This is a genomic window from Methanococcoides sp. AM1, assembly GCF_900774055.1.
Taxonomy (GTDB): domain Archaea; phylum Halobacteriota; class Methanosarcinia; order Methanosarcinales; family Methanosarcinaceae; genus Methanococcoides.
In genome coordinates this window covers 171624-189085 of the sequence record NZ_CAAGSW010000005.1, presented here as the reverse complement: position 1 = coordinate 189085, position 17462 = coordinate 171624, and the positions used below count along the sequence as shown (strand labels likewise).

The following is a 17462-nucleotide window of genomic DNA, read 5'->3' as shown; positions in this document are numbered from 1 at the left end:
TTGCAAATTTTACAATATACTTATTAAATAATATTTGATAAAAATGCATCGAATATCAATACAAGTTTTGTTCAATATTATCTGAACCGAAGAAATTATCAAAACGATTACTTTTTTCTGTACTTATTTAATGTTGGTACATTTTATCAACCCTCATCTTTATAAATTTGTACAGCCTACCTTTTATATCAATTATAAGGTGGGAGTTCATGAAAACATTAGTAGCATATATGACACAGACAGGAAATACAAAGAAGATCGCAGAAGCTATTTATGATGAAATTGCTGGTGAAAAGGACATCAAAGATATTAAGGATCTAACCAACTTTGAAGGTTATGACCTTGTCTTCGTAGGTTTTCCTGTATTACAATTCAATGTTCCGGAGAATGTTTCAAAATTCGTAAAAGAGAATGTAGCTGGTAAGGGCATAGCATTCTTCATGACTCATGGTGTTCCTGAAGGATTTGAGGCCATTAAATCATGGACTGGATCATTAAAGGATATCGCAGCCAAGGGTAATTTACTTGGTACATTTGAGTGTCAGGGTGAAATTGCACAGCACGTTCTTGATATGCTCGAAAAGTCCGATGACCCTGAGATGAAGGCATTTGCTGCGTTGGGTCCAGCCGCAAAAGGACAGCCTGATGAATCCCATCTTCAGAAAGCAAAGGAATTTGCAAAGGAAATTCAGGCTAAGGTCCAGTGACCGAATAGGTCTGATTTTTCTTTTTTGACTTTAATAATTCTTACTCTTCTCAATGTCTAATGCTTTTACAACCTCTAGTAGAGAAAGGTTGGAAACGTGGGATGGATGTTTATATGGAAAAATATAGGGGAAATATCATTATGACATTATCTATAATATCTTCCTCATCTCCTTCGTATTCCGATTAAAGTCGACTTCCTTTATTATGGGGTTTCTACATCTGATTCACTGCTGTTTTCTCATTATCATTGCGGTGCTGAAGAGATGAACATTTTATATAAGTATTTTAAATCGGCATTCATCATCTCCGGAAATAACTGTTTTCTCCATCAAGACATCTATATCTCTATTTAGTCCTATTCTGAACTTCTTTTTTAGATTTCCCAGAGTACAATAACAGAGAGTTGCTGAAGCATCATCAATATTCTCGTTGACAAGAGGGCAATAACATTTGTCAAAGACAACATAGACATCATTACCCTCTATTTTGACTCGCCATTGTTGAGACAACTTTTCCAAAAAATCATGTTCATCATTGGAAGCATCCTTGATTGCTAACAATCGTTCATCTGTGAGGTGAGTGAATGGACAATTTTCACCACATGCCTTCATGATTGTAATTTTTGTCTTTTCATCCAGGTTATCATCCAAGCTTTTGAGTAAAGTCTTTAACCAAACGGGCATAAGTAAGGCTTTAATTACCAATATATAAATATTATTACTTAGAATACCTTGTTTCATTTTCTATCATTTTCTTTATCTTTCGTATAAAGCTCATACAAGAAATTCTTCCTATTGCTATTGTTTTCTTCATTTCATTATCAATTTCTACATAAATCTTTAATTTTCGTACAAGAATCGTATCAGAAATTGTTTTTATTGCTCTTGGTTTTTTTATAAAAAAGAAAAGAATAAAGATATCAAGCTTATCCTTTAGTTAAATCTTGATGGTATGCAAACCAAGTATTCTAGAAATTAATTAATAATTCACTTTTTAATTATTTAACTTCAGTTCATGTCAGCAGTAAATATTGGGAGTTCGGTTTTTTCTCAGATGTTTGAATTGTGGTCGTGTGTTATACATACAAAACCCCGTTGCCATATTTTTCTTTGTATATATCCCCGACTTGTTATACAGGAGGAGGCATTCGTACCTTCTCGTTTTTGTTTAGAATAGTACACCAAGCCTTAAGAATTGGGATATTTTTTAACCAAAGTATTTGAACAGCGTGGAATGATATGCTGAGTAGAATTAGATAAGCCCCTCAAGCCGCTTCTGGTAGAACAGATATTGCTGGGCATAGCCGCAGTACTTCCCGAAATAGTGCCTGCCCCAGTTTCCTATTTTTGTCTTGGTGGCTTTGCCTTCAAAGAACGGGTCATCGCCGTAGTAGGTTCTGACGATCTTCTCCACATGGGTATCCACAGGGAAGCCTTCCATCTTATCGAATGCGAACAGCAGGATGCAGTCTGCGACCTTCTCACCGATACCCTCCAGTGACATCAGCTCCTTCTTTGCAGCCTGATATTCAAGCCTGAACAGTTCATTAAGGACAATGTCTCCGGTGACAACAACATTCGCTGCTTTGATTATTCTGGCTGTTCTGAATCCCATCTTGCATTCGCAAAGTTCATCACAGCAGGTTGCTGCAAGGTCTTCTGGTTTCGGGAAGCTGTAGAGTCCCTCTTCCAGTTCTTCTCCGAACATTGCTGAAAGCATGGATATGTTCTTCTTTATCCTCGGGATGTTCGAAGCGGTGGCAAGCATGTAGGAGATCAGGCATTCCCAGGGATCCTGGCGGATCAGGCGTAGTCCGCGATATTTATTGATCGCGATATCCATGTGCTCGTCCTTGTTGATTTGCTCGAAAATTGCCGGCAGGTCGTCGTCGAGCTTGAAGTAATGATAAAAGAATTCCTCATCAAGAGATGAATCGACCAGAAGTTCACCTGTATCAGGGTTCTGGCTTATGCGGGCAACGGTACCGTTGACCACGCCTGTCCACAAGTCTCCGTCCTTATCCCAGCGGAACACCTGACCGCAGTCAAGCGTATAATCCAGGTCGAAATCTTCTGTCCTGATGGTGTACATCTCTGGTCTTGAAAACAAAAAGAAATTGAAGTATGGTCTTATTCGGCCATGCTTCTTCCCATTTCAAAAGCTTTTACGTTCGTGTCAATGGTCTTTGGAGGAACCATCTCTTTAACGCGTTCAAGCAGGGTTTCTGTCTTTATAGGCAGGAAGTTGGAGACAGCTCCGACAAGAACAACGTTCATTGCCTGTCTGCTTCCGGCCTCTGCTGCCTTTTCGCTTGCATTGAAAGCGATGACACGGTGCGTTTCCTTCAGCTTTTCTACGATGCTGTCAATAGACGGGTAAGTTGCCTTTCCTGTTGTGACCGTGATCGGGTAAACTGATTCGGTGTTCATGATTATGACACCGTCATCTGAGAGGTAATCGATGTAACGGAGGGCTTCCACAGGCTCAAGCGCGAGCAGGCAATCTGCTCCTTTAAGCGGGATCATGGAACCAAGCTTACATCCGATACGGACGTGGTTGACAACTGAACCGCCACGCTGTGCCATTCCGTGGGTCTCTGCTGCCCTTACACCTTTTCCTTCAAGGACTGCTGATCTGCCGATGATGTCTGATGCAAGAATGGTTCCCTGCCCGCCGACACCTGAGATCACAAGATCGAATTCAGAAGCTTTGCTGCTCATTTCTGCACCTCCACGATAGCATCGAACTTGCAGACAACACTGCAGAGTCCACAGCCTGTACACATTGCATTGATATGTGCTTTCTTTGTTTCTTTATCGAACTCGATAGCAGGACATCCGAGGTTGACACACATTCTGCATCCGATACATTTCTCTGTATCGACCTGGAATGGTATGCGCCTGACACCTGCTCTGCGTGCGTGGATGACACATGCCTGTCTTGTGATGACCACGGAAGGACCTTCGAAGTCCTTTGCACGCTTGAATACTTCTTCGGTAGCCTTGACATCGTATGGATCGACCGTTTCCACGAACTCAGCACCGAGTCCACGGCAGAGGAGTTCCATGTCGATCTCCTTTGTAGGCTCGCCTGTAGATGTGAATCCCATACCAGGGTTTGGCTGGTGGCCTGTCATTGCGGTGATACGGTTGTCAAGGATGGCTATTGTGATGTTTGACTTGTTGTAGACAGCGTTGAGCAGTCCGTTGATACCTGTGTGGAAGAATGTGGAATCTCCAATTGAACAGCAGATAGGCTGCTTCTCGCCTGCATCGTAGATACCTGATGCAACGGTGATACTGCCACCCATACAGAGTGTTGTATCGACTGTTCCGTTCTGAACTCCGAGTGTGTAACAACCGATGTCACTTGGGAACACAGCGTTCTTGCCGAACACTTTCTTCATGGCATGATAGGTAGCACGGTGTGAACATCCCGCACAGAGTGCAGGTGGCCTTGGTGGAAGTTCAAGTTCTGCTTCAGCTATTTCCGGAACATCGACTTCGATGTCGAATGCTTTTCCAATTGCCCTTACGCAGGCATCGGTATTGAGTTCGCTGACCCTTGGGATATATCCGCCAGTCTTGCCGAGTATCTTTACAGGGCTCTCGATATCCTTTGCGAGAACCTTGCAGCGGTCTTCGACTATTGGTTCAAGCTCTTCGATTACAAGCACGGTGTCACACTGCTCGTACATCTTCTTGATAAGACCTTCAGGAACAGGGTATGCTCCGATCTTCAGGAAGGATGCTTCCAGTCCGAGGTTCTCCATTGCTTCCCTGGCATATACTGAGGCCAGACCTGATGCGATGACACCGATCTTTGTGCTCTCGTTGATTGTAAGCTCGTTCCATGGTGAGCTCTCAAGCTCTTCCATGATGCCTTCCTGTATTCCAAGAAGGTGTGGGTGACGAATTACCGCATTGCTTGGTACCATTACCCAGCGTGAGGTGTCCTTCTCGAACTTTGCCTCGACCCTGTGGTCGGTGATAGTTCCAAGCTCGATCTCGGACTTACCGTGTGAGATCCTTGTTGTTGGCCTGAATATCACAGGGATCTCGAACTTCTCGGAAAGTTCGAATGCGTATGGGATCATGTCCTTTGCTTCCTGTGGTGTGGAAGGGTCAAGACATGGCATAAGTGAGAATTCGGAATACTTGCGTGTGTCCTGTTCATTCTGTGATGAATGACATGCAGGGTCGTCAGCGACAATGATGATCATTCCGCCCTTTACACCCATGTAAGCAAGTGTCATAAGAGGGTCTGCTGCAACGTTGAGACCAACGTGTTTCATTGTCACCACAGAACGCACACCTGTCATGGCAGCTCCTGCAGCAACCTCCATAGCAACTTTTTCATTAACTGACCATTCAACGTAAAAATCACGTTCTTTCATTGCAGATAACGTATCAACGATCTCAGAAGAAGGCGTACCGGGATACCCGGAGATAACTTTACCTCCTCCTTCCACGATACCGCGTGCGATCGCCACGTTTCCAAGCATATACTCGCGTGTGCTCATGTTAATCTCCTGCCGTTTTGATAATAGTCCATCATTGATAAATATGTAGGTAAAATCCGGCAGGTGGTTGTTTTTTGGAATGTATTGTGTTGTACGTTGGTGTATATTATTGTTTATAAATCGGGTATTATTTTTCTGATCATTCCATTTTTTATTTCCTACAATATATTACTGCCATATCATCACAGTTACCCACGGTACTGCCAAAACCTTGCATCTTCCTTCAGTACTTAACCACGTTTATATGCAACTGTAACAATGTAGCAGTACTGACAAATAATGAAGGTGATTCAATGATCGATTTCGCATGTAAGGAATTCAAAATTAAAGATGTGATAAAATGTGCTCTGAACCTGACACGGGCTGATATGAAAGTGTTGGAGTACTTCTTTGAAGAGCCTGATATTTGGAGCAAAACGGAGCATATAGCAACTCTTACAGAACTCGACCTTTCAACCGTCCAGAGGTCTGTTAAGAAGCTGCATGAAAAAGGCATACTCACAAAATCACAAAATAACCTCGATGGAGGCGGATATTCATTCATTTACAGGATAAAAGACAAAGCAGAGATCAAAGAGCTGATCATGGGAATTGTCAGCAAATGGGTAGCGAAGGTCGAACAGGAACTGGAGGATTGGTAAATGCTTAAGATAACACCTTATCTTGGCTCTCTGGTAGTCATAGTCTCCATTGGAGGTCTCTGGTATCCGATCCTTGGTTACTTCATGCTCGCTGTCATGGGGACACTGTTCATCACCAGCCTCATCAGAGGGCGCTGGTTCTGTGGTAATCTCTGTCCACGTGGCAGTTACTTCGATTACGGTATCATAAAGATCTCAAAGAAAAGGAAGATCCCAAAGATCCTCTCAAGCATGTGGCTCAGGATCCCTGCATTCACAGCTATGATGGCTCTGATGATGTACCGCATCTCGGTAACATTTGCTGCACAGAACACCTTTGAGCTCATCGGTACCATCCTTGTCTCGATGTGTCTTATGACAACAATCATTGGCACAATGCTTGGAAGCTACTTCAACACAAGGTCCTGGTGTAACGCCTGCCCAATGGGAACAATGCAGAGGATCATCGGCGGTAACAAGTACCAGCTTCAGATGGACCATGATTCATGTGTTGACTGCAAACTTTGTGAGAAGGTCTGTCCGATGGAACTTAAAGTTCGTGATATCGGCAACAACCCGGACTGTATCAAATGTGGACGATGTATTGAGAAATGTCCGAAAGATTCACTATCATTCTAAAATGGAGAAAATTTGTTTCCAATTTTTCCTTTTTTAAATTGGACATTACTCAAAAAATAACTTAAAAGTTTATATTGAAAAACGACCCAATTTCTAAGGGGGATCTAATATGGCAAAAAACACAGCAAACCTCACCTCCTCTCAGGAGGAAGAACTCGGCGGTATATTTGGCGACCGCGTGAATTTCAGCAAACGTGAAAGACACTTCTACAGTCATGATGTCGGAGCACTTCCGTCAATGGCAAAGATGATGTTAGGCAACACTGACCCTGCAGCGATCGTAAAACTTCGCACAGAGGACGATATTGTCAAACTGATGGATTTCTCACGTAAACATTCTATTCCTATTGTTCCCCGTGCCGGAGCATCATCCGGTTACGGTGGTGTCATTCCTACAAAGGGTGGTATCATTGCAGATGTTAACCTGATGAATGATATAATCTCCATCGATGCTGAGAACATGACCGTCACGGTCGGAGCAGGTATCGTATGGGAGCGCCTTGAGAAAAAGCTCAATGAAAAGGACCTTTCTGTCTGTGCCATGCCTTCAAGTGCCCCTGCAGCAACAGTAGGTGGGTGGCTTGCACAGAACGGTATTGGTTACGGCAGCTATGAATACGGCTGGTCCCAAGACACCATGGTCTCTGCAAGAGCAGTGCTTCCAAACGGCGAGATCAGGGATTTCACAGGCGATGAAATGGACAGCCTCATCGGAAGTATGGGTACTGTCGGTATCATTACCCAGATCACCCTGAATATACGCAATAAGGAAGATACAGCATCCATCTCTGCAGAATTTGCTGATTCCGAGTCCATGCAGAAAGCCCTTCAGTCAGTAGCTGCAGAAAAAGTGCCACTATGGTCTATCTCATTTATAAATCCCGATTGGGCAGGCATGAAGAATGAAATGCCATTTTCCACCCACCATGGCGAAACGGTCGTCGAGGACAGACCGGAATTGCCTAAGTCATATATTTGTAACTTTATTTATCCTGAGTCAAGGGATGTTAGTGCCCTTGAAAATATCATAACCAGCAATGGTGGCAAGATCCTTTCTGAAGATATTTCCAGACACGAAGCCAGTGAATGGTTCCGTTCCATGAAGGTCAAGAGGCTTGGTCCTTCGTTCATTCCTGCGGAGATCATTGTTCCTGTTGACAAGGTCGGCAAGGTCTTCAATGAGATCAAAGCGAAGATCGACCTTCCTGTGCTCATCGAAGGTATGGTGGCAAAGGACGGTAATGTTATCCTCCTCTGTTTTATCCCTCACTCTGAGAGATCATTCAAGTTCAACCTTGCATTCACACTCGGTATCAGTATCATAAAGATCGCCGAGGAGAATGGCGGAAGGATATACGCTTCAGGTCTCTATTTTGCAAAGGAAGCAGAGAAGGTCTATGGTGACCGCCTGAAGAAGATGCTGGCCCTGAAGCAGCAGGTCGATCCGGATGACATCATGAACCCTGAGACCATTTCAGGTAAAGGCATTCTCAAAGCCGGGATATCAATGTCCAAGGCATTCGAACCGATGATGAGATTTGTCGGAAACAGGAGTGGTGTCGGGGAAGAGACCTTCAGGAAGCAGAAGGATATCCCTGCAGACATCGTTTCCCATGCATACACCTGTGCACAGTGTGGTTACTGTGTTGAAGAGTGTGACCAGTACTACGGTCGCGGTTGGGAATCCCAGTCCCCGAGAGGTAAGTGGTTCTTTATCAAGGAATACCTTGCCGGCAGGGATAAGATGACACAGGAGCAGGTAGACACTTTCCTTGCCTGTACGACCTGCGAGCTTTGTGATCACAGGTGCCAGCTTGATCTTCCGATCAACGATTCCTGGATGACCATGAGAGAAGAGCTGGTCGTAGAACGTGGTATGATGACCATCCCACCTTTCGAGATCATGGCTTCCAGCCTGCTCAAGGAAAGGAACATCTGGGGAGAGTACCTCAAGAACAGGGAAGAATGGATCCCTGAGGACCTTAAGCCCAAGATCAAGGACAAGGCTGAATATGCTTACTTTGCAGGCTGTACTGCATCATTTGTCGAGAAGGACATCGCTGAAGCTTCAGTACGTCTGCTGACAGATGCAGGTATGGAGATCACATACCTCGGCAAAGAAGAGTCCTGCTGTGGTATCCCGATGCTTGCTGCCGGTAAGTGGGATGTTTTCGAGAAGATCATGAGAATGAACATCGAGAACATGAAGAAGAAAGGTGTAAAGACCGTAATCACATCCTGTCCTGCATGCTGGTTGGTATGGGATACCTTCTATCGCCAGTGGGCAGAGAAGCTCGGTATCGAGTACGACTTTGAGGCAAAGCACTACTCACAGGTACTTCAGGACAAGCTCGATGTACTGTCTGAGAAGTTCGTCACACCTCTTGACAAGGTCGTAACAGTTCACGATGCATGTCACATGGGTCGTGCAGGTGGTATCTATGAGCCTCCAAGGGATCTTATCAAGTCGGTTCCGGGCGTCGAACTGCGTGAAATGGAGCACAACAGGGCAGAAGGTCACTGCTGTGGTTCAGTCCTGACACTGGTCGCAGATCCGGCTATTGCTAACGTCGTCGGTAACATGAGGCTTAAGGAAGCTGAGGATATTGGTGCTGACATTATGGTTGCTGCCTGTCCGTGCTGTCAGGTACAGCTGAGGATAGCTGCAGAGAAGAGTGGCAGTCCGGTGGACGTCCAAGACCTTTCAGCAACAGTAGCTCGCAGTATGGGGTATGATATTCCTGATACGACGAACACCGCACTTACAGCATGGGTGACATTCGACCAGATGATCGCACTCCTTAAGCCCGAGAACATGACTGACCTGATGGTGGAACTGTTGCCTCAGATGATGGCTGCAATGCCTGCTCCACTGCGTGGTATGATGAAGATGGTCAAGTACGTCCCGGGCATGGACCTCATGATGAAGCCAATGATGCCGATCATGATGCCAATGCTTTTGCCAGGCATAATGCCAAAGGTCATGCCTGACATGCTCAAGGCTGTCGAGAAACGTGTGCAGATGTCCGATGATATGAAGGAACAGATGCCTGATCTCATGCCACAGTCAATGGAGAATCTGATGCCGAACATGCTTCCGCAGATCATTCCACTGCTTACGCCGAGGATGATCAAGTACATCAAGGAAGATATGTAATACGAAATGAAATGAAAATAGGTGTGGGAAAGATGCCTCTTAGCATCATTTCTCGCTCTTTTTTGTTTTCCCGGAAGTTGCTTTTTTCTTCTTTTCCTTTTTCTCTTTCTTCGGAAGGGAACTCACATAGCTGTACGATATGTCCAACCATTTTCTGAACTCGATCTCATCATCATATACTGCCGGTGGAATCAGGGCATATTCCTTCATGCGCCTGCCGTTTGGTGTAAAAGGAGCTGCTTCATCGTATTCTTCATAGAGATTCTGCTGGTCTTCCTCCTGCAGGCGCATCATGATCCCGTCACCATGAACACCGATGAACATGTTCCCGTTCACAAAATAGACAGGGCTGCCGAACATCTTACGAAACTCAACATCATAGTCGGATACGGATTCCCCTATCAGTTCTCCAAGTTCCTCTGAAGCTTTCTTCCACGCTGTCATAGTAAAAAGTATTGAGAAGATGGGATATATAAGTAACGTCAGGGTAAATTCATTTCAAAAACACTGATAAATTGATCTTTCAGCAGGATTTGGATAAGCTTATTGTTCTTCATTTCTGTCAAATAACAAGCTGATGAGCTAATGTTACTACTATAATCTTGATTTAACTAAAATAACATGAAATTTGAAATATGTATTAATGGATGTGTAAAAAACGTTATTTTCGGATAAATACTTTCATATAATATTCAGGGGCACTAGCATTTAAATCCTTTACCAACAACAATTGATATATTATCTTGTTGGATTCTATGGATCTTATCATAATATCTCAAATAATAAGGTGAACAAAAGCTCATGAGTCAGGAACTTTTGAAGTACAAAGATGTCTCTATTCGTTATGGTGAGAAGGAAGTATTATCTCATTTCGATCTTGATATTAAAAAAGGGGACCGCATCTTGCTGAAAGGCAGGTCTGGTTCAGGCAAGTCCACACTTTTGAAGATGCCGATGGGTTTTGGCCATCCCACAAGTGGTAGTCTTTATTTTAACAACCAGCTACTTGACAGCAATACTGTATGGGATGCAAGAAAAAGGATCGCTTATGTTTCCCAGGACCTTGATATCTATGAAGGTTCGGTGAATGAATTTATCGAGGAAGTATTCTCCTATTCTTTCAATGAAGGAAAACTTGACAGGACCAAGCTCAGAAGGCTTCTTGTTTATCTTGGTTTTGAAAAAGACGTTCTTGAAATGGATTTCGAGGATCTGTCCGGGGGCGAGAAGCAGAGAATCGGCATAATTATGTCAGTGCTGATTGGAAAGGATGTCTACCTGCTCGATGAGATTACTTCGTCCCTTGATGCTGCACTGAAAGAAAAGGTGGCCAATTATTTCCTGGAGCGTAAGGAATGGACACTCGTGGTGATATCCCATGATGATGTCTGGGAAAAGCAAAATGTAAGAATCGTGCCGGTGGGTGTTTGAATGGAAGCTGTTGATATTAGCTATCTATCCCTCATAGCATGTTTCCTTTTACTTGCAATTCCTCTGTTTGTAAGTCATTATCTTAAGCTCGGGATAATCCATGACACAGTTGTTTCGGCTTCAAGAATGGTCGTACAACTTGCTTTTGTGGGTTTTTTCCTCACAGTGCTTTTTGACCTGAACAATTCATTTGTGAACCTTTTGTGGTTAATGATAATGGTCCTTGCAGCAACCCATTCCACGATAAATGATGTCGGGCTTGACCTGAAAAAATTGCTACTGCCGACACTTGCTTCATTTATAGTAGGAAACTTCCTGATAATAATTTACTTCAATGCGTTTGTTGTAGATCTTGAGAACCTCTTTGATGCCCGATACCTGATACCCATATTCGGCATGTTCCTTGGTAATTCCCTGAGGGGAAATCTCGTAAGCATCAGCAACTTCTATGATACGATACGGAGGAACGAGAATCGTTACCTCTACAGTCTGTCACTGGGTGCAAAGAAACATGAAGCTATTCTTCCCTATGCCAGAAAAAGTCTTAACCTTGCATTGAAGCCCTCGATAGCAAGCATGTCCACGATTGGTATCGTCTCACTGCCGGGGATGATGACCGGTCAGATAATAGCAGGTTCCAGTCCGATCCTCGCTATCAAATATCAGATGGCCATAATGGTCGGTATCTATGTTTCCACCGTGATGACGGTTGCCATTGGTATATTTATGACCATGCGTTCAAGTTTCGATGATTATGGTATCCTTAAGGAAGATATCTTCAGGTCAACAAAAGCATAATCTGGATATTTCCTTCTCTTTTTATCACTAAATTTCCTGATCCCAAGACTACGAATTATTTTGTAGCTTAAATAAATGATTTATATCTACGGATCATTTGTTCATTTAGTTAATACTGAGGAATGATCAACATGAACAAATATTTTGCATTCGGCCTGACACTTTTGTTAGTAATGGCCGCTGCATTTTCAATGGGCTGTACTGAAACCACTTCAGATGGGTTGGCAGACGAGGTCAGTGGAACTGATGAAGTAGTAGATGAAGAAACAGATCATGAAGAAGGCGAAGATACTGATGATCAGGTTTCAGAAGAAAATAGTGTTCAGGGGATGGTCATATTTGACGAACCTGTTGAGTCATTCTCTAATGCGACTATCTACCTGAAAGTTGAGGATGTGAGCCTTCAGGACGTTGCATCAGTTGTTATTTCAGAAGATACTATTGATGATGTTTCTATGGATGCTGGTAACATTGAGCCATTGCTATACATGATAAATCATCCTGATCTTGACGAAAGAATGACCTATTCACTTTCAGTACATGTGGATGTGGATGGAGATGGAAGACTTTCAAATGGTGACTATTATAGTACCTGGCACAACCCTGTACCTACAGATCCCGGAGTACATGATCTTGATGTTCATGTGGAACTTATCTGATAATTGCGTTTAAAAAAAGGGGACAATCGTTATGGAATGTGCATCAAATCCCGTAAACATCGATAAATTCCTGATCCTCCCTATTGCTGAAGGATCAAGGAATGTAACTGAAGTGCTTTCAAGAGAAGGTTCTTTCACGATACTGGAAGTGCTTTCGGAATATCCACTTTCTGTTCGGGAAATTTCCCGCAGGACCGGTCTTCCTTTTGTGGATGTTGAAGATAAGGTCATGGCCCTTATGGATTCCGATCTTGTAGAGATAAAGAGCACTTCCTCCGGTCTGGAGGGGAAAGAAGATATCTACGGACCTGCTAAAAGGTTTGTAGCATTCTCTTCTGAAGACAAAAGCATGGTTGTATGAGATCAACCTCTGGTGCGAACATGGTCACTAAAGACGTTGAAAATAAGAACAAGGCTGAAACTGAAGATACAGATCAGGACAGTTCGGACAATGTAGTTGTACTTCCGCTCAACGAGGATTCAAAGAAGATCACACAGACGCTTTCCAATGAGAAGTCCCTGAAGATCCTGGACCTTCTTTCCGAAGAGCCGATGTCTGCAACGGATATCTCTAAAAAGCTCGGTCTTTCAATTACCACTATCAAGTACAACATTGACAGCTTGCTGGAAGCTGATCTTATCAAAGTTCACAGGATCAAATGGAGTGAGAAAGGCCGTGAGGTCAAGATCTACGAGCCTGTGCAGAAACTGATCGTAGTGGCTCCCGGGAATATGAATGTCAACAGGGCTTCCATAATCAGCATGTTGCAGCAGTATATCGGTGTTATCGGTGCTGCATTCCTTGGTGCTGCAGGGCTTCAATATCTATCAAGACCGGTTTCCATAGGGAATGGAGATGCTTTCACAGCACCTGCAATGGTGGCGTATGATGTGGAAGAGGAAGTCTTGCGTGAAGCACCTATGGATATGGCACCTTCACTTGCTGCTGATGAAGCTGGAGGAGAAGTTGTAAAGGCAGTTCCTGAAGAAGCCGCTCCCCAGATCCTGGACAGCGTTCATACGTTCTTTTCGAACTTTTCCGATAACATTGGTCTCTGGTTCTTCCTGGGATGTCTTTTTGCTGTCTTGCTAATGGTGTTAAAAGGACGGTATTATGACAATGCCAGCAGTTCTACAAAGAGGTCCGTAAAACGCTATCTTCTTCCGTTAATGCTTGTTGGTGTGGTGATAGCTGCACTTTCTGTGGGAATGGCTCCGGCGGAAGATGACCAGTTCGCTTTCCCTGTGATCGAGAAGATGCCTGCGGATCATGTCTTCACTGAAGAGGACAATGGCACTACAGTATCGGTTCAAGCCGGAAGCATTGTACGCATCGATCTGGATAGACCGTCGGAAGGCTACTGGTCTCTTTCAGATGGAACTGACCTCTCCATAATGGAAGAAGGATATGGATACTCCTCAACATACAGTCCTGTGGAGGATGATTCTGTCTATGGATGGACCTTTGAAACACTGTCCATTGGTGAGAAATCCATTATGGTAGAATATAACTCATGGAATGGCCAGTCTTCCGTTCCGGAAGATTTCGAAATGATGTTGATAGTTGAGGGGGATAATGAGCTTTATCCTTCCTTCATCCTGGATGGGTACTATTCTGGAGATGCGATTAAGATCAAAGAGGGTGACTGGATGCTTATCAGGCTGTTCGAATCCACAGCTGACACCTATTCCTGGAATATGACGTTGACGGACGGTCTCCAGGTAAGAGGGGATGAATTTATCCCGCAATCTGAGGGATCCCTTTATGGGCAGCATGCGTGGGAGATAGAGGCAATTGCAGCCGGTGAACAGAACATCTCTGCAATATACATGCAGCCAGAAGTGAACCTTACAGGATATGAACAGACCCTTGACCTTAAGGTCAGGGTTCTGTGATCATTTTTCTTTAATTAGTTTTAATTGCTTTCAATTGACCTCAGGTATTCAGTAGGGTCAAGAAGCTTTTTGGGTCGTTTATCTCCGAACCAGTTTCCACCGAGATAATCGCTGTCTTCAACGATAGGGTCGGCTTCCCACAACTCAAAATGGAGCATGCTGGGATTCTTATCTTTTAGTTTTTGGATATATTCGGGAGCATTTTCATCGACCTTCTTACTGTTTAGCACAATTCCAACGTGTCCAATTACCTTGCCCGCTTCAACAGTATCTCCTAACTTTACATTCGAGGAACCAAGCTCACCATATTTGCAGAAAAGTCCTGACTGGTTCCTGATGATTATATAATAGGTATCATTCCAGTAAGAGATCATTTCGGGAGATGTCATTATGCCTACGTCGATAACTTCTCCATTCTCAATAGAAATAACAGCTTCACCTTCAGGTGCATAAAGATCGATACCACAATGGTGGCGGTCTTTCCTGTCTTCCCAGAAAGCTCCGCTTTCCTCGTTCTCACGTAAGATGTTCTTTGACTTTTCAGGTAAAGGAAATGCTCTCATCCATGTTAATTATGAACAAATTCATATATATTCCTGTCAGTCTTAAAATGAAGGTGATCATAAAATGTCAGAAAATCCACTTCAGGTAATTATCGATTCAGATGCAGACTTTTTCCAGCTTCTTGAGGATACACGAGTAACCTCTTTTGAGGAAGATGGCATTCCCCTAAAATACAAACTTCTTATGGCAATGGCACTTGATGCATCAAAAGGTGCTGTGAATGGCGTAACATCCCTTGCAGTACAGGCAATGGAAGCAGGAGCCACAAAAGAAGAGGTCATGCAGGCAGTAAAGGTCACACATTACATCTGCGGTGTGGGAAGTGTCTATGTTGCTGCAAACGCTTTAAAGGATGTCCTTTGATCCTTTTTTCATTTTTCTTTTCTCACCGGTTTCGTTCTTTCGTTCTAGTTATTTTCCGCCATAAGAGCGGATATGTTCCCATGAATTGTGGTACTTTTTGAACTTGTCCTTCTTTTCATACATTGAAGCATCTTCCCTTCCGAAAATCCTGCGGTCCTCGCCGATCGGACAGACCTTTATGCATATCCCGCAGGGAGAAATATACCGGCTGTTCAGCTCATCACTAAAAGATGCACAGGATTTCTTATCGGTTATTCCCTGAGGATAGTCCTTTTCCTCAAGTGCATTCGATGGACACATCCTAACGCAACGCATGCAATGGTTGCATAGCTGCTCTTCCATGATGTCGTCTGGTTTAAGTTCCGCAGTAGTGAGAATTGTACCGAAGCGTATGCGTGGTCCGTATTCCGGAGTAAGTATCATGTTGTTGATTCCGAAGGTCCCAAGCCCGGCAAGGAATGCAGCATGACGGTGTGAAAAGAAAGCAACGGGATTTTCCAGAAGTACTTTGATAGAACCGTACCCGTCTCTTGGAACGAAAACTGAAGGGTGTCCTTTCTCAGTAAGAAAATTTGACAGCCGGTAAGTGTACTGGTCCAGCAGGCTGTTCACTGTCTTGTAGAGTTCCCTGTAATATATCGACGGGGAGGTCTCCAGCACTGGAAGAGTGACTGGTAGTCCGATGACTATCACAGACCTTGCTTCCGGGTAGATGGAATGCGGGTGGAATTCTTCCGGTATCCAGGGCTGGAACAGGGGCTTTTCCCAGCGTTCGATATTTGCCACTCCGACCAGAGGGATCTCCATTTCCCTGCATTTTTCCAGAAGGGCTTCTTTCAGTTGTTGTTGTTGTTCCATAGTACCTCATTCCTTTGGATCAATTAACGAATATGTGATGATCGATCAGTTCTGATGCTTCCTATATTCCGCTGTCAGCTTCACATATTCTGCTGCATTTTCCCTTATCATTGCAACATCCTCAGGTGTGGCTTCCCTTCTTACTTTACCGGGAACTCCTGTGATAACGCTGTTAGGCGGGAATTTCTTTCCCGGAGGAACTAGTGCATTGGCACCAACGATGGAATTCTCTCCGATCTCGACCCCGTCAAGCACTGTGGAATTCATTCCTATGAGGACATTGTTCCCGATCTTGCAGCTATGCAGTACTGCTCCATGACCCACGGTCACATCGTCACCGATCTCGGTTGCCAGTGGGGGGTCGGTGTGGATCACTGAATTATCCTGAATACTTGTGCGTTTCCCGATCTGTATTTTGTCCATGTCTCCCCGGAGAACCGCATTGAACCAGATGCTTGAGTGTTCACCGACAACAACATCTCCTATGATTTCAGCAGAATCGGCAACGAAAGCAGTTTCATCGACAAGAGGCACCTTGTCCTTGAATTTTGATAGCATGTGTATCGCCTGATTATATTGTTTGTTTCATCTATGGAATGTCGATATTTTTCATAACTTGAGTAAACTCGTTTAATAACTATTATATGAACTTATCTCTTTGAAACCATTTTCTGTCTGTTAATATATGTTCCATAGTGGTCAGATTCCAATATGAGTTCTTCTCGAGCGATATCCAATGTTCAATTTACATTAACTGTTTATATGATGATCTGAAAAGTCATATCTGGGATGGGATATTGTAGTGGATCTTTACAGATTATTATCTGTTCTCTACTGGATGGGCTGCAGTTTTCCACGACATTTTAGTTTAGCAGGGTCTGAGGATATTCCTATGAATGGTTGATCGTATGAATGAGAAAATAAGGGGAAATAGGAGGAAATATCTATGGAAATGAGCCCGGAAGAAATGCAGAACAAAAAGGAAATGGTATTGTCGATGTGTGTTTGTGCCAACTGTCCTTCGTGGAAAGAATGTGGGGAAAAGGGTGGATACTGTTTCCTTACTATTGGTAAAAGCAGCTGTATAAACGAGGAAAATGGTTGTATCTGTGGTGGTTGCCCGGTGACCGAGAAATTAGGCCTTAAGCACGGATACTACTGCACACGCGGTTCTGAAAATGAACAGTTGTAAATGGATTTTTGGTTGTAATTAATTAAATAGGTGACACATAAGTGGTTCTGTGGGG

General features: G+C 43.7%; 19 protein-coding genes. 11 read left to right on the top strand and 8 right to left on the bottom strand.

Annotated features, from left to right (window positions below; genetic code table 11):
• The first annotated feature begins 209 nt into the window (after positions 1 to 209).
• Positions 210 to 707 (top strand): flavodoxin family protein, encoded by a 498-nt coding sequence (locus E7X57_RS10190; protein WP_135612858.1) that lies wholly within the window; start codon positions 210 to 212, stop codon positions 705 to 707.
• 273 nt (positions 708 to 980) lie between these two features.
• On the opposite strand, the gene E7X57_RS10185 is transcribed toward E7X57_RS10190, so the two are convergent.
• The 4 genes from E7X57_RS10185 to iorA form a co-directional block, all read right to left on the bottom strand.
• Complete coding sequence (locus E7X57_RS10185) at positions 981 to 1448, bottom strand: DUF6144 family protein (RefSeq protein WP_135612857.1); 468 nt, start codon at positions 1446 to 1448, stop codon at positions 981 to 983.
• Positions 1449 to 1959: 511 nt separating this feature from the next.
• Complete coding sequence (locus E7X57_RS10180; RefSeq protein ID WP_135613031.1) at positions 1960 to 2799, bottom strand: DNA-3-methyladenine glycosylase; 840 nt, start codon at positions 2797 to 2799, stop codon at positions 1960 to 1962.
• A gap of 38 nt (positions 2800 to 2837) precedes the next feature.
• The gene (locus E7X57_RS10175; RefSeq protein ID WP_135612856.1) at positions 2838 to 3428 is read right to left on the bottom strand and encodes an indolepyruvate oxidoreductase subunit beta; all 591 of its coding nucleotides are present in this window, start codon (positions 3426 to 3428) and stop codon (positions 2838 to 2840) included.
• Entirely contained in the window at positions 3425 to 5230 is a 1806-nt protein-coding gene (gene iorA / locus E7X57_RS10170) for an indolepyruvate ferredoxin oxidoreductase subunit alpha (protein WP_135612855.1), read from the bottom strand. Before iorA ends, E7X57_RS10175 begins: the two co-directional genes overlap by 4 nt.
• Positions 5231 to 5523: 293 nt before the next feature.
• Here iorA and E7X57_RS10165 point away from each other — a divergent pair, with 293 nt between their 5' ends.
• The 3 genes from E7X57_RS10165 to E7X57_RS10155 all read left to right on the top strand — a co-directional run bounded on the left by E7X57_RS10165 (position 5524) and on the right by E7X57_RS10155 (position 9646).
• Positions 5524 to 5871: a MarR family transcriptional regulator gene (locus E7X57_RS10165; RefSeq protein ID WP_135612854.1), complete on the top strand. Its 348-nt coding sequence runs from the start codon at positions 5524 to 5526 to the stop codon at positions 5869 to 5871.
• The gene (locus E7X57_RS10160) at positions 5872 to 6489 is read left to right on the top strand and encodes a 4Fe-4S binding protein (RefSeq protein ID WP_210409060.1); all 618 of its coding nucleotides are present in this window, start codon (positions 5872 to 5874) and stop codon (positions 6487 to 6489) included.
• Between the two features lie 109 nt (positions 6490 to 6598).
• Positions 6599 to 9646 carry an FAD-binding and (Fe-S)-binding domain-containing protein gene (locus E7X57_RS10155; RefSeq protein WP_135612853.1) on the top strand — a complete coding sequence of 1016 codons (3048 nt, stop codon included), beginning with the start codon at positions 6599 to 6601 and terminating at the stop codon, positions 9644 to 9646.
• Between the two features lie 45 nt (positions 9647 to 9691).
• Here E7X57_RS10155 and E7X57_RS10150 read toward each other — a convergent pair whose 3' ends face one another.
• Positions 9692 to 10090 carry a TfoX/Sxy family protein gene (locus E7X57_RS10150; RefSeq protein ID WP_135612852.1) on the bottom strand — a complete coding sequence of 133 codons (399 nt, stop codon included), beginning with the start codon at positions 10088 to 10090 and terminating at the stop codon, positions 9692 to 9694.
• Between the two features lie 357 nt (positions 10091 to 10447).
• On the opposite strand from E7X57_RS10150, the gene E7X57_RS10145 reads away from it, so the two are divergent.
• From E7X57_RS10145 to E7X57_RS10125, 5 genes are all read left to right on the top strand, one after another.
• On the top strand, positions 10448 to 11077 hold the full coding sequence (locus tag E7X57_RS10145; RefSeq protein WP_135612851.1) for an ATP-binding cassette domain-containing protein: 630 nt from the start codon (positions 10448 to 10450) through the stop codon (positions 11075 to 11077).
• A complete protein-coding gene (locus tag E7X57_RS10140; protein WP_135612850.1) occupies positions 11078 to 11875 on the top strand; it encodes an ABC transporter permease in 798 nt (265 codons plus the stop codon).
• A 131-nt stretch (positions 11876 to 12006) separates the two neighbouring features.
• Positions 12007 to 12534 carry a YbaY family lipoprotein gene (locus E7X57_RS10135; RefSeq protein ID WP_167880979.1) on the top strand — a complete coding sequence of 176 codons (528 nt, stop codon included), beginning with the start codon at positions 12007 to 12009 and terminating at the stop codon, positions 12532 to 12534.
• Positions 12535 to 12565: 31 nt separating this feature from the next.
• Positions 12566 to 12895: a hypothetical protein gene (locus E7X57_RS10130; RefSeq protein WP_135612848.1), complete on the top strand. Its 330-nt coding sequence runs from the start codon at positions 12566 to 12568 to the stop codon at positions 12893 to 12895.
• Positions 12896 to 12915: 20 nt separating this feature from the next.
• Positions 12916 to 14430, top strand: a complete 1515-nt coding sequence (locus tag E7X57_RS10125; protein WP_135612847.1) for a protease inhibitor I42 family protein — start codon at positions 12916 to 12918, stop codon at positions 14428 to 14430.
• A 20-nt stretch (positions 14431 to 14450) separates the two neighbouring features.
• On the opposite strand, the gene E7X57_RS10120 is transcribed toward E7X57_RS10125, so the two are convergent.
• Entirely contained in the window at positions 14451 to 14993 is a 543-nt protein-coding gene (locus E7X57_RS10120) for a M23 family metallopeptidase (RefSeq protein ID WP_135612846.1), read from the bottom strand.
• 64 nt (positions 14994 to 15057) lie between these two features.
• Between E7X57_RS10120 and E7X57_RS10115 the strand changes: the two genes are divergently transcribed.
• Positions 15058 to 15357, top strand: a complete 300-nt coding sequence (locus E7X57_RS10115) for a carboxymuconolactone decarboxylase family protein (RefSeq protein WP_135612845.1) — start codon at positions 15058 to 15060, stop codon at positions 15355 to 15357.
• A gap of 48 nt (positions 15358 to 15405) precedes the next feature.
• Here E7X57_RS10115 and E7X57_RS10110 read toward each other — a convergent pair whose 3' ends face one another.
• Entirely contained in the window at positions 15406 to 16215 is an 810-nt protein-coding gene (locus tag E7X57_RS10110; protein WP_244603676.1) for an epoxyqueuosine reductase, read from the bottom strand.
• A gap of 45 nt (positions 16216 to 16260) precedes the next feature.
• A complete protein-coding gene (locus E7X57_RS10105; protein WP_135612844.1) occupies positions 16261 to 16773 on the bottom strand; it encodes a gamma carbonic anhydrase family protein in 513 nt (170 codons plus the stop codon).
• A 388-nt stretch (positions 16774 to 17161) separates the two neighbouring features.
• Between E7X57_RS10105 and E7X57_RS10100 the strand changes: the two genes are divergently transcribed.
• The gene (locus E7X57_RS10100; RefSeq protein WP_244603675.1) at positions 17162 to 17407 is read left to right on the top strand and encodes a DUF2769 domain-containing protein; all 246 of its coding nucleotides are present in this window, start codon (positions 17162 to 17164) and stop codon (positions 17405 to 17407) included.
• Positions 17408 to 17462: the final 55 nt, after the last annotated feature.